Origin of the sequence: Pseudoalteromonas sp. '520P1 No. 423' (genome assembly GCF_001269985.1) — a bacterium.
GTDB lineage: Bacteria > Pseudomonadota > Gammaproteobacteria > Enterobacterales > Alteromonadaceae > Pseudoalteromonas.
Genome location: NZ_BBZB01000001.1, coordinates 4,026,436 through 4,038,815, shown reverse-complemented (window position 1 = coordinate 4,038,815; position 12,380 = coordinate 4,026,436). Strand labels below are relative to the sequence as shown.

10 protein-coding genes and 1 pseudogene are annotated in these 12,380 nt (G+C 35.0%); 8 read left to right on the top strand and 3 right to left on the bottom strand.

The window, feature by feature from the left end; translation table 11 throughout:
- Positions 1-13 precede the first annotated feature (13 nt).
- Positions 14-892, bottom strand: a complete 879-nt coding sequence (locus PSA_RS18435; protein WP_082305775.1) for a DMT family transporter — start codon at positions 890-892, stop codon at positions 14-16.
- A 153-nt stretch (positions 893-1,045) separates the two neighbouring features.
- On the opposite strand from PSA_RS18435, the gene PSA_RS18430 reads away from it, so the two are divergent.
- Positions 1,046-2,113, top strand: a complete 1,068-nt coding sequence (locus PSA_RS18430) for an OmpA family protein (protein ID WP_042146900.1) — start codon at positions 1,046-1,048, stop codon at positions 2,111-2,113.
- Between the two features lie 122 nt (positions 2,114-2,235).
- Here PSA_RS18430 and PSA_RS18425 read toward each other — a convergent pair whose 3' ends face one another.
- Together PSA_RS18425 and PSA_RS18420 are read right to left on the bottom strand one after the other, a co-directional pair.
- Complete coding sequence (locus PSA_RS18425; RefSeq protein WP_042146902.1) at positions 2,236-2,427, bottom strand: hypothetical protein; 192 nt, start codon at positions 2,425-2,427, stop codon at positions 2,236-2,238.
- A 204-nt stretch (positions 2,428-2,631) separates the two neighbouring features.
- Positions 2,632-5,388: a choice-of-anchor B family protein gene (locus PSA_RS18420; RefSeq protein WP_052380053.1), complete on the bottom strand. Its 2,757-nt coding sequence runs from the start codon at positions 5,386-5,388 to the stop codon at positions 2,632-2,634.
- A 66-nt stretch (positions 5,389-5,454) separates the two neighbouring features.
- On the opposite strand from PSA_RS18420, the gene PSA_RS18415 reads away from it, so the two are divergent.
- The 7 genes and pseudogenes from PSA_RS18415 to PSA_RS18380 form a co-directional block, all read left to right on the top strand.
- Positions 5,455-6,219 carry an MbnP family copper-binding protein gene (locus PSA_RS18415; RefSeq protein WP_042146904.1) on the top strand — a complete coding sequence of 255 codons (765 nt, stop codon included), beginning with the start codon at positions 5,455-5,457 and terminating at the stop codon, positions 6,217-6,219.
- A complete protein-coding gene (locus PSA_RS18410; RefSeq protein WP_042146907.1) occupies positions 6,216-7,343 on the top strand; it encodes a methanobactin export MATE transporter MbnM in 1,128 nt (375 codons plus the stop codon). The genes PSA_RS18415 and PSA_RS18410 overlap by 4 nt, the downstream gene beginning before the upstream one ends.
- 77 nt (positions 7,344-7,420) lie before the next feature.
- Positions 7,421-8,467, top strand: a complete 1,047-nt coding sequence (locus PSA_RS18405; protein ID WP_042146908.1) for a proline racemase family protein — start codon at positions 7,421-7,423, stop codon at positions 8,465-8,467.
- Positions 8,464-9,543, top strand: a complete 1,080-nt coding sequence (locus PSA_RS18400; protein WP_042146910.1) for a Xaa-Pro peptidase family protein — start codon at positions 8,464-8,466, stop codon at positions 9,541-9,543. Before PSA_RS18405 ends, PSA_RS18400 begins: the two co-directional genes overlap by 4 nt.
- A gap of 87 nt (positions 9,544-9,630) precedes the next feature.
- Positions 9,631-10,578 carry an ornithine cyclodeaminase family protein gene (locus tag PSA_RS18395; protein WP_042146912.1) on the top strand — a complete coding sequence of 316 codons (948 nt, stop codon included), beginning with the start codon at positions 9,631-9,633 and terminating at the stop codon, positions 10,576-10,578.
- A 191-nt stretch (positions 10,579-10,769) separates the two neighbouring features.
- A complete protein-coding gene (locus tag PSA_RS18390) occupies positions 10,770-11,159 on the top strand; it encodes a hypothetical protein (RefSeq protein ID WP_042146913.1) in 390 nt (129 codons plus the stop codon).
- A gap of 264 nt (positions 11,160-11,423) precedes the next feature.
- Positions 11,424-12,090: pseudogene (locus PSA_RS18380) on the top strand (hypothetical protein); the annotation flags it as partial.
- Positions 12,091-12,380: the final 290 nt, after the last annotated feature.

The window sequence follows — 12,380 nt, the reverse complement described above, 5'->3', positions numbered from 1 at the left end:
TTTATGAAATTAGCTATTTAACTAACTTTTGCACCATTAAACCGGCAACGATAAATAATAACCCCACTAAAGTCGCTGGGTGAATTTCTTCTCCTAACAATTGATTAATTAAAATTAATGATATAAACGGCGAGATAAATATAAGATTGCTAACCTTGGCTGTATTTTCAGCTTTTTTCATGGCTATTAGCCATAAAACAAAAGTAATCCCCATTTCAAATAATCCAACATATAAAGCGGCTAAAGTACCTTTTAAATTTGGTATCACCCAAGCGTTTTGCCAGGTAACTACTGCTGCAATCAAGGGTAAGCCAATACTAAAACAAATAAATAAACTTAAAATTGGTTTGTCTTTGTTTTTTGTACTATAAATCCAGTACAATGCCCACAAAACGGTACTGAGTAATGCAAGACCTACTCCTAAAGGGCTTTGAAAGTTAAGCTCAGTTAATTGGCCTTTAGTACTTATAATAAGAACACCAAAATAAGCGAAACTTAATGCTGTTATATCTGTTTTTCTTAATTTTTGGCCAAGCATAGGTACAGCTAACAAACTCAAAGCAATTGCCCAAGTGTAATTTAGTGCCTGAGCCTGTTGTGCCGGTAATAAATCGTACGCTTTGAATAAAATTAAATAATATAAAAATGGATTTAAACTACCTAATTTAATGTAGAGCGCTTTGTTGCGTCTAAAGGTAGGCAAAATCTCAGCTAGTTGCTTGTTTTTAGTTAAACAGCCTAATAAAAATAACCAACTAAAAACAGAAGCGTAAAAAACTAACTGTAAAGGTGATAGCTGTTGTAAAGCCAGTTTAAAAGCGGTTGCAACAGTTGACCATAAAAAAACGGCTGCAAGAGCAAAATAAATAGCGTGACGCTGGTTTTTAATCATATGTAATGTTCAATTTCTTTGATTATATGTATTGGCGCTTATTAGATTATAGCTATTTGACGTTGCGCAGAAATAAGGCCGGGTAAAATATCACAAATTAACTTAATTTAAACTGAATAATGTATATTTTTTTGTAATTAAAAAGGGATAACAATGAAACTTAATAAATTAGCAAGTAGCATTGCATTAGGTTTTTTAATTTTAACAAGTACGACTTTATCTGCTGAAGAAGCAAATAAGGAAGGCTTTTATGTTGGTGCTTTTGGTGAGTATTACTGGGCTGATTGGGATGAAGTAGAGTCATCTAATACAATTGATTTAGGTGAGTCGTTAGGTGGTGGTATTGAGTTTGGCTATAGATTTACGCAAGAGTGGTCTGCAAGAATTGAATATGCGTTACATAGTTTTAATATTGAAGATGAAGATAGCCATAAAAAAATAGAATACTATGGCGGTGCACTTTTATACCACATTGGTGATAACGGCCTTTATGGTGTAGCAGGCTTAAAGCACATGAATTCATACCGCGCTGTTAATATGGGTAACCTTGGCTTAGGTATGCGTCATTACTTAGCTGATAATCTTGCGGTTTCTGGTGAAGTAAATTGGTATGAAGGTTTAAATGAAACTCACACAGATATTTCATTAAAATTAGGAATAAATTACTTTTTTGGGCAAAGTAACAATAGCTACACCCCTAAAAAAGCAGCACCAGCTCAAGTGACTCAAGTTGCGGCACCAGAAAAGCCTGTTGATTCTGATAAAGATGGCGTATTTGATGTAAATGATAATTGTGCTAACTCACCTGTTGAATATGCTGTAGATTTAAAAGGTTGTACAGTATATGAAGATAAGCAAGTATCAGTACATTTATTAGTTAATTTCAGTAATGATAATTCAGATGTAAATTCGCAATACTTAAGTGATATAAAAGATGTTGCAGACTTTTTAAATGAATTTGAACAAAGCAGTGTGAGATTAGAAGGTCATACTTCTGCTCAAGGTAATGCAGCTTACAATCAAAAATTGTCGGAACAGCGTGCTAAAGCTGTAGGTGAAGTTTTAAGTTCAAAATATCAGATTGATGAACATAGAATATCAACAGTTGGTTTTGGTGAAACACGTTTAATTAATAAAATGAATACTGTTGAAGCCCATGCTCAAAATAGACGTGTGGTTGCAAATATAAGTACAACTCAGCGTTTACCGGTAAAACGTTAATTTAGCTTTTAATAAAACAACAAAAGCACATACTGGATAAGGTATGTGCTTTTTGTTTTTAGGGGATTATAAAATAGTCCAGGGAGTGGTTATTTTATAATTTATATTAAACTCTGTTTAAGCTATTTACGAAATAGCAGTGATATACCTGCCACAATAGAACCTACAACTAATAAAGTCATTAATCCGCTAAATACTAAAGATAAAACCAATGCGGAACCTACAATAGCACCTGCCATTTTTAACTTTGATGTAAACCTTCCAGGTTCTTTATCTACAAATGTTCCTTCTGATGTTTGTGTAAATGTCGTCATATTAAGATCCTTATCTTAAAAAATACGATTTATGTTTTCTTGAGATAAATAATAAAGGATTTAAACACAGAAGCATTGAATTTATGCTAAACGGTAAAACACGGTGATATATGGTCAAGTGTTTGGGTAAAGTGGTCGTTAGTATGGCGTTTTAGGTTATTCATATTAGGGGATCATGAATAACCTAAATACTTTAAGACGCTTTTATAAGTTAAAGTTAGAGCTATTTCTTTGGTATCTTTGTCGCATGCTACCAATACAAAGCATTAAAAAGATTAGGATATAGGTACTACCTGAAGAAGAGTTCGATTTTGATGGTTCAGGCTGCGTTTCAGATGTGATATTCATAGTAACCGTTTCGCTACTACTAGCACCTCTTTGATCTGTTACAGTTAGCTTTATTGTAAACTCTCCCGATATGTCTCCCACATTTATATTCATAGCAGCTTGTGTTGGATTGATAAACTCTATACTCGGCCCTGAAACTTGCTCCCATAAAAAAGTGAGCTCATCACCTTCAGGATCTGAGATATCAGGCAACGCATAATAAGTACCTCGCCCTGGCAGCTCACTCACTATTCCTGAGATATTGATGATTGGCGCTTGATTATTTTCATCATCTAATAAAGTGATCATTAGCTGGTTTGTTTGTACTGCGCCATCTTCATCAGTCGCTAACAGTGATATATTTATGATTTCATCTTGCTCAGATAAATCATCGTCCACTAAAGTTACTATAATTTCTTTGGAATTTGTTTCACCATCAGCCCAAGTTAATTGTGTATGGCTAATAGCGTAATCATCTTTTAAATCAGTGTTATTTGATAAATCTAGATCAAGTGTAATTTCGCCCCTATCACCACCTAAACGATTAAAGGTAAGCACGAGTTCACCTTGGTTTTCAGCTATCCTTATTTCATTTTGATTTAAAGAAATATTACCGACAGCAGCTACTCCTTTGAGGTTAACTTTTATATAACCATATTCACCAATAGCACTTTGAGTTTGTGAATTTAATAAACGAACAAAGAAATCGTTTTTAATTTGGATGCCCGCGAACTCTTTATTGATCTCTAAGGAGATATATTGGGTTGAGTTATCACCTGCTTGCCAATGTAAGGTACCAGACTTATAAGTGTAATCTGATTCCGCTTTTGCGCTACCATCTAAGGTTTCAAAATCGATGCTTGCAGCAAGTTGGGTATTACCTTCTCTGTTAACGGGTATTTTTATAGTACCTTTGTTATCAACTTCGAATTCGGCACTATCGAAAGATAATCTATCGTTGGCTATTTGCTTTGTATTATCTTTAAGTACATAGAGGCCACTATTGATATCGCTCAATAAAATTAACCCCGATGGTAAAAATGGATAAACACCCCAGGCACCATTAAAGCTGCTGTTATTTGAACTAGGGAATGTATCAAAAAAACCAATTTCTACTGGATTTATCGGATCACTGATATCTAATATTGTTAAACCACGTTCATAGTTAGACATGTAGTAGCGGTTTCCGCGGGCAAAACCATTATGATCGATTGTTGGGTTGTTGCTTTTCCAACTTGCCACTTGCACTGGCGCAGTTAAGTTTTGTAAGTCAAAAATGCGTACAGTCGTATTAAGTGAACCGCGAGTTTCATCAAATTCATCATGTAAGTAAACATATCGATTATCCTCACTAAACCAGCCTGAATGTACGTATTTATTATCATCACTGACTTCATTATAAGTGATACTTGATAATAATTTAGTTTCGTTACTGTTAGATATATTCCAAACACGCATTTCATTTTCATTAAAATCAACTAATACGGTGCACTTTCCAGAAGTTTCACCACAGTCTCTTTGTGCTCTTTCATCTTTTATAAATGCAGAAGCAGCATCGTGCGTATAATCGAGGCGAGATGCTTGTGAATTTTCAAAACTGATCGGAATGTTTGTGGGATCTGATAGCGAATAACTTCTAAATGCACCACCTGACTTGGAACCACCTAATGCAATAACATTTGCTTCACTACCTGGCAACGCAAGGCCAAGACCATAATCTACATTTGAAATATACACGTTATGTATAAACTGTTCTTTTTGATTTAACTGGTTAATTTTAGAAACCGAATTAGGTAAGTTATTTAAATCAATAATCACGATACCATCACTGGATTCAGCGGTAGTGTATGCAAATGCTTGGTAGGCATTTAATGTGTCATCAAAATATTGATAAACTTTTATATCACGCCAGCTAGTTGCAATACCTGTTATTGTGCCTACTTGTTTAGGTTGGCTTGGTACACTTAAATCAAATACTGTTACGCCTTTTGTATGGCCCATAATGGCGTATTCAGTATTGTTATTTAAATCAACATGCCCCCAAATATCACTGCCTGAAAAAGGACTTCCTGAAATACTGGTTAAGGGAATATGGGATATTAAATCGACATTTTGACATTCAAACCCTGCGGCTGAACCATTTTGGCAAGCTTGATTATTTTGTATTTGTGATAATTGACTTAATTTGTTTAATTTTACTTTTAATGCCGCTGAGTTTAAGTTTGATTTACCATCACTGACGACTGTGAACCCCGCCTTATATAATGCATTATGCATCGACTTTGGCGCATTACTGATAAAAGTTGGATTGTTTATTGGGCTTTGTATTTGAAAGTGATCCATACGATTAAAGCCGGCTTTTACTGGTACTAATTGACTTTGTAGATAAAAAACATCAGATTCAGATTCAAGTTTATAATGTCCACTGGCAACAAGTACTTTATCGCCTTTACTCGCTTGTTGAACAGCATAGCTAATCGTTTTACATGCACGAAATGGTTTATCGCAATAGCCTTTATCTATGCCATTTTCAGATACATATCTGGCTTTATCATGTTCAATATGGGCGAAGCTTAATGAACTTATCGTTATCAATATAAAACTTAATGAGGTTTGTAAAGTTTTCTGGTACATACTTTATTCCTGTGCTTATAATCCCTAGTCATTAATATTTACATAAAAATATAATAATAGGTATGTATGAGACGTTTTTTAATCACTTTTATTATTTTAGCTCTGTTTTTGGCTATTGCTTGTCAAAAAACACTCCCGACTAAACTTAACTTTATTCCAGTTATAAATGGTCAGCCAGTAACATGTGACAGTGATTTGATAATTGCTGAAGAAGCTTGGCGATTAAGTACATTTCAATTCTATTTATCAAAAATACTACTTGATAAAAAAATGCAAAATATTAATTATGATGGCAGTTTAAAAGAAGTGAATAATGAAATTGCTTTGATTGGCGGAAATTGTAGAGGTGAATTTAATTGGGAAGTTGAACTCGATAGCCAGTTAAAGCACAAGGCATTATTGGAATTTGAACTTGCTGTGCCTTTTGAGGTTAATCATAAAAATCCATTAACAGCGAAGTTCCCATTGAATCAATCAGATATGTTTTGGGCTTGGCAGCTAGGGCATAAATTTTTGCGTTTAGATTTGGCTAATAAAACAGTAAAAGGTGAAAGTTGGTCTTTTCATTTAGGATCAACTGGCTGTGATTCAGCATCAGTTATGCGCGCGCCTAAAGTACCTTGTAAAAATCCAAATCGGGTGAGTTTTGCCATTAAAAACTTTGAGCCCAGCAAACCCATATATATTTCATTTAATAACTTAACTTCAGAGTTAGCACTCAACTCTGAAAACTCATGCATGGGAGAATTAAACCAATCAGCGTGTCGTGTTTTATATCAGAACTTAAATCAAAAGGTTATTTTCACCCAAGATATAGAGCTTATAAAATGATTCATTTATTCAAGTCAGCAGTGATCTTAGGTTTTATTTTTAGTTTAATTGCGTGTGATAACGCCAAAAAAACGACGGAATATAAATGGCCAATCCCTAAAGGCTATCCTAAGCCGCAAGTACCAACAAACAACCCTATGTCAGAGGCTAAAGTTAAGTTGGGGCGATTTTTATTTTATGATAAAAATTTATCTGCTAATCAAACGCAAAGCTGTGCGACATGTCATCAGCAAGATAAAGCTTTTTCAGAGTCCTTGGCTGTTTCTATAGGTTCTACAGGTCAAAGCCATAGGCGTAATTCACTGGCTTTGGTGAATATCGCTTATAATAAAACCCTTACTTGGGCACATCCTAGTTTAGATAGCATTGAGCGCCAGATTTTATTACCACTATTTGGTGAAGAACCCATTGAAATGGGCGTAACAGGTTATGAAAGTGAAATATTAAGCCGATTTAATACTGAAGATTATAAAGCCATGTTTAGCGCAGCTTTTGATGATGACGATATTAACTTCGATAAGATTAATAAGGCATTAGCAAGTTTTGTAAGAAGACTTGTTTCATTTAATTCCCCTTTTGATCGTTATGCTTATGCAATGCAAGATGATGCACTTAGTGAAAGTCAAATTAGAGGTATGGATTTATTCTTTTCAGAAAGATTAGAGTGTCATCATTGTCATGGTGGTTTTAATTTCACGCAATCTACAACTCATGAAAAACAATTATTAGATAGGCGACCTTTTCATAATACGGGTTTGTATAATTTAGATGGTAAAGGGAGTTATCCGTTAGCGGATATTGGCTTAAGTGAAATTACCTTAGATCCAAATGATATGGGGGTATTTAGAGCGCCAACATTAAGGAATATCGCACTTACAGCCCCTTATATGCATGATGGAAGCATTAGCACATTAGAAGAGGTGGTAGAGCATTATAATGCTGGCGGGCGTGCTGATAAACAGTTTAATAACCAAACACAAGTATTGAAAAATATCTATAAAAGCCCTTTTGTAAAAAAGCTCGTTTTAACTTCAAAGGAAAAGTCTGATTTAATCGCGTTTTTAAACGCATTAACCGACGAGTCTTTTGTTTCGGATCCTCAATTGAGCAATCCTTTTAATTGATCTTGATATAGCATATTTGCAATTTAATTTAATGTGAGTATATTGTATGCAATATGTTATTATAAATTAATTTACCTATGCAACAAAATCCTTTTGCTAACTGGCAAGTACCAACAGATTGGCTCCATATTACGACATTAGAAATGCATACTGGCGGTGAACCATTAAGAGTGATCACTGGCGGTTTTCCTGAACTTAAAGGGAAAACGATTTTAGAAAAACGACAGTATTGTTTAACCCATTTTGATGATTTACGTAAAGCGATTATTTTTGAACCGCGTGGACATGCTGATATGTATGCCGCATTGATCACTGAGCCTGAGCGTGAAACAAGTCACTTTGGTGTATTGTTTTTGCATAATGAAGGTTATAGCACTATGTGTGGCCATGCGATTGTTGCTTTATCTAAGGCTGCGGTGGAAGCTAAAGTGATTGATGTTATTGAAGGTGATAATGAACTTCGTATTGATAGCCCCGCAGGATTAATTACTTCATATATTACAGTTAAAAATGAGAAAGTAATTGATATTCGGTTTAACAATGTACCTTCATTTTTAGCTTTAAAGCAACAACAAGCCGCGGTAGCCGATTTAGGCAATGTTACTTTCGATTTAGCTTATGGCGGGGCTTTTTATGCGTATGTAGATGCAGACGTTTTAGATTTAGACCTCAGTGATACAAATAGCATTACCATAATTGATATGGGTAAACGGATAAAAGAAGCAGTACAAACTCAGTTTATAATAAAACATCCCTTTGAAGCTGATTTAAGCTTTTTATATGGCGTGATTTTTGTTTCTCATCAACAAACATTAGCTAATGATGCCCATAGTCGTAATGTATGTATTTTTGCTGAAGGTGAATTAGATCGCAGTCCTACAGGTACAGGAGTGAGTGGTAGAGTGGCGATTCATCATGCAAAAGGTGAATTAGTAATTGATGAGTCAGTTAAAATTGAAAGTATTTTAGGTTCATACTTTAATGTAAAAGTGGTTGAAACTATCCAATTTGGCCAATATAACGCGATTATTCCCCAAGTAAGTGGTATGGCGTATATCACAGGCAAGTCTGAGTTTTATATTGATCCTGAAGATCCATTAAAAGAAGGTTTTATTTTTCGATGAAAGAAATTTATCAGCAAAGGCAAAATCAATGTCGCGCACAGCTTGTGGAACAAGATTTAGATGCATTATTGGTGCTAGGTTTTGAAAATTTACGTTATTTAAGTGGTTTTAGCGGTCATGCCGCTTATGGAATTATTACCCCTGAGCAGAATTATTTAATTACTGATTATAGATATGCTGAGCAAGCAGTTAATGAGTGTCGTGATTTTGAAGTGATCACCAGGGATCGCGAAAAAGAAACATTAGGAGCTTGTATCAAGCGCCATATAGGCATTACAAAAACGTTAGGCTTTGATGCTGCTTTTATAAATGTGGCTATGTGGCAGGGCGTATGTAAAGAGCTTGGCAATATTACAGTTGTACCTATAACAGGTGTTATTGAGCGACAACGTATGGTTAAGGATCATTGGGAAGTTAAACAAACTAAATTAGCTGCTGCGATTGCGGATCAAGCTTTAAGTGAGTTAATGCCGTACTTTGTTGAAGGGGTAACTGAAAGAGATGTTGCTTTAGAGCTTGAATATCGCATGCAAAAGCTTGGATCAGAAGGGTTAGCATTTGACACTATCATGTTATTTGCCGAGCGCAGTTCATTACCGCATGGTATTCCGGGCGAGCAAAAGCTTAAAAATGGTGATTTCATCACACTTGATTTTGGTGCGGTAATAAATGGTTATCGCTCTGATATGACACGTAGTTATATATTAGGAGAAGCATCAAAAAAACAAACGGATCTTTACAATACTGTTGCGCAAGCACAGCAAGCAGCGATTGATATTTTAAAACCTGGTTTACATGCAGTTGAAGCTTATAAGGCAGCACGTGAAGTTTTAAATGCATCTGAATATGGTCAATGGGCGGGTGATGGTTTAGGTCATGGTGTTGGTTTGTTTTTACATGAAGCGCCAATTATAGGCCCTAACTGTGATTATGTGTTAGAGCCGGGCAATATTATTACGATTGAGCCTGGTATATATATCCCTGATTTTGGTGGGGTGAGATTAGAAGATGACCTGCTTATTACAGACGATGACTTTCAAGTTTTAACCCATGCACCTAAGCCATTTGTTATTTAACCTTTTATGTAATTGAGTCATTCAAGGCTGTAGGCGGGGATTTATCCACGCGGTCTTAAATACCGTTAATTGTTATACAGGTAAAAAATGAAAGTAATAGAAAAAGAACAAGTTCACAAAGTACTTAATTTTAAAGATTTAATTCCTGCTTTAGATAAAGGGTTTGCTGGCGATTTTAATATGCCAAAGCGTCAGGTATTTGAACTAGCTCCAGGTTGCGAAAAACATAACGCATTTGCTGTATTGCCAGCTTGGAATGAAGAAGTCATAGGCGTTAAATCTTTTACTTATTTTCCACAAAATTCAGATGTGGGATTCGATTCATTATATTCAAAAATAATGCTATTTAGTCGAGAGCATGGTGTGCCTTTAGCTTTGGTTGATGGTACGAGTGTTACTTTTTGGCGAACTGCTGCGGTATCTGCATTAGCATCGCGCTACTTATCCAAAGAAGACAGTCAATCACTGGTATTTTTTGGTACCGGAAACTTATCAACATACATGATCAGTGCACATTTAAGCGTTAGAAACCTGAAAAGGGTAACAATAGTTGGTCGTAATACCGATAAAGTTGCTAGCTTAATAGCGCAAATGCAAAAACGTCATACGGATGTTGAGTTTGTTGCTTGTGAGCAAAGTAACGTTGAAAAAGCGATAAAACAGGCTGATATTGTTAGCTGTGCAACAGGTTCTGCAACGCCTTTATTTAAAGGTGAATGGTTAAAAGCAGGCGCCCATGTTGACTTAATTGGTAATCATAATAGTGACCGTAGAGAGTGTGATACTCAGGCCCTTTTAAATAGTTCAGTTTATGTTGATAGTCGTACTAATGTTTTAAATGAAGCGGGTGAGTTACTGATACCTATTAGTGAAGGTGTATTTAGTGAAAATGATGTTAAAGCTGAACTTGCACAATTATGTTCTGGAGATGTACCAGGGCGTAAATTGAAAAATGAAATCACTTTATTTAAATCTGTAGGAACAGCATTAAGTGATTTAGTTGGCGCACATTTGGTTTATCAGAACCACAAATAACACGATTGTGAATGGTATTTAAACTTAAATAAAAATAAATTAAGGGAGCTACCTTTTATGTTATTAATGAGTATGAAAAATATAAAATGGTTAATTTCCCTTAATTTACTTGGAATGATCTTCGCATAAAATAATAAAGCAAAGTAGGCTCACGCGTAATTTTAGCTTCAGTTTTGCAATAAGGATATGCTATGAAATATGAACTTTTTTTAACTGGATTAGTATTAACAGCTTTAGGGGTTGAGCCATTAATTTATTTTATATATGGCTTATATCGAAAGCGCACTTGGCGCGTATGTTTTATTGACAAGGTAACTATGGTATCACTTCAGGATTTGATGCCGTTTAGTTCATTTAAAGACAAACAAATGCTGGTGGAATATGGCTTTGAAAGTAAGCCTTTAAGTGCTATTACCAACTTTGATAAACAGCTTTTTAAAAAGACGAAACAACAACCACATACATGTCAAATATATGTGGATCCTGTTAATCCAAATAATATTTTTTTACCAAAAAACACTAGTAAATTAACTGGAGCGATTTTACCTGTCATGGGTATTGTATTGATTTTATTATCATAATTTAATAATAACATCTACAAAAATTAAGATCTCTAACTTACCTTAGAGATTTCATTTTTACTAAAACCTAATGCCTACAATTTATGAAAATAAGCTGATCTATTCATCAAATTTATAATAAGTATAAAGTAAGGATCCGCTTCACTCACTTTCATCTAGCGAAAAAATCGTATACTTTTGATATATTTTTAGTCTGATAAATAAACATATTCTGTAACTCTGCTAGAGTTGTTGAATATAAGGACGTCACCAAGAGGGCATATCATGCTTCAAGAATATCGAAATCACGTAGCAGAACGTGCAGCACAAGGGATTGTACCTAAAGCACTAGATGCAGAACAAACTGCAGATTTAGTTGAATTAGTTAAAAATCCACCTACAGGTGAAGAAGAGTTTTTATTAGATCTTTTAACTCATCGTGTACCTGCGGGTGTTGATGATGCTGCCTATATTAAAGCTGGCTTATGTGGGTGATGTTGTTGGCACGGGTTCATCTCGTAAATCGGCTACTAACTCTGTTTTATGGTTTATGGGTGATGATATTCCTTTTATTCCTAATAAACGTGGTGGCGGTGTATGTTTAGGCAGTAAAATAGCGCCTATCTTTTATAATACAATGGAAGATTCAGGTGCATTACCCATTGAATTAGACGTTCAAAAAATGAATATGGGTGATGTTATTGATATTTACCCTTACGAAGGTCTTGTAAAAAATGCTACTGGCGAAGTGATATCAACATTTGAACTTAGTCCTGTATTATTAGATGAAGTGCGTGCTGGTGGTCGTATTCCACTGATCATCGATCGAGGTTTAACAGGCCGTGCTCGTGAAGCATTAGAGTTAGCTGAAACTGAGTTATTTTCTAAACCAGAAGACATCGCGGAATCGACTAAAGGATATACGTTGGCTCAAAAGATGGTTGGTAAAGCCCTTAAGCGCTGCTTCACAATCTCTCTTAGTTAAATATTGTCGTACTATGAGTTGTTCAATAGCTAACATAGATGCGTATTGATAAAATCGTGTTTTAGACAGTGTTGTATTTTGCAGTGCTTGTTTTTTCCATGCGCTTTCACATCCTCAAGCACTTTCGATTCCAGCACTTTTTGTGAGTAATACTTATGTTTTTGCACAATAATCCTTAATCCTTTTGCTTGAACTGGGAGGGATACCCCTAAAATAGACCCAGTAAACTATGTAAGTTAATTTAATAATTGAAATTT

What these genes read in the sequence shown, in the direction of transcription:
- PSA_RS18410 (WP_042146907.1), top strand. Translation starts at nt 6,216, where the DNA reads ATGATTCATTTATTCAAGTCAGCAGTGATCTTAGGTTTTATTTTTAGT.
- PSA_RS18420 (WP_052380053.1), bottom strand. Translation starts at nt 5,388, where the DNA reads ATGTACCAGAAAACTTTACAAACCTCATTAAGTTTTATATTGATAACG.
- PSA_RS18395 (WP_042146912.1), top strand. Translation starts at nt 9,631, where the DNA reads ATGAAAGTAATAGAAAAAGAACAAGTTCACAAAGTACTTAATTTTAAA.
- PSA_RS18435 (WP_082305775.1), bottom strand. Translation starts at nt 892, where the DNA reads ATGATTAAAAACCAGCGTCACGCTATTTATTTTGCTCTTGCAGCCGTT.
- PSA_RS18415 (WP_042146904.1), top strand. Translation starts at nt 5,455, where the DNA reads ATGAGACGTTTTTTAATCACTTTTATTATTTTAGCTCTGTTTTTGGCT.
- PSA_RS18425 (WP_042146902.1), bottom strand. Translation starts at nt 2,427, where the DNA reads ATGACGACATTTACACAAACATCAGAAGGAACATTTGTAGATAAAGAA.
- PSA_RS18400 (WP_042146910.1), top strand. Translation starts at nt 8,464, where the DNA reads ATGAAAGAAATTTATCAGCAAAGGCAAAATCAATGTCGCGCACAGCTT.
- PSA_RS18405 (WP_042146908.1), top strand. Translation starts at nt 7,421, where the DNA reads ATGCAACAAAATCCTTTTGCTAACTGGCAAGTACCAACAGATTGGCTC.
- PSA_RS18430 (WP_042146900.1), top strand. Translation starts at nt 1,046, where the DNA reads ATGAAACTTAATAAATTAGCAAGTAGCATTGCATTAGGTTTTTTAATT.
- PSA_RS18390 (WP_042146913.1), top strand. Translation starts at nt 10,770, where the DNA reads ATGAAATATGAACTTTTTTTAACTGGATTAGTATTAACAGCTTTAGGG.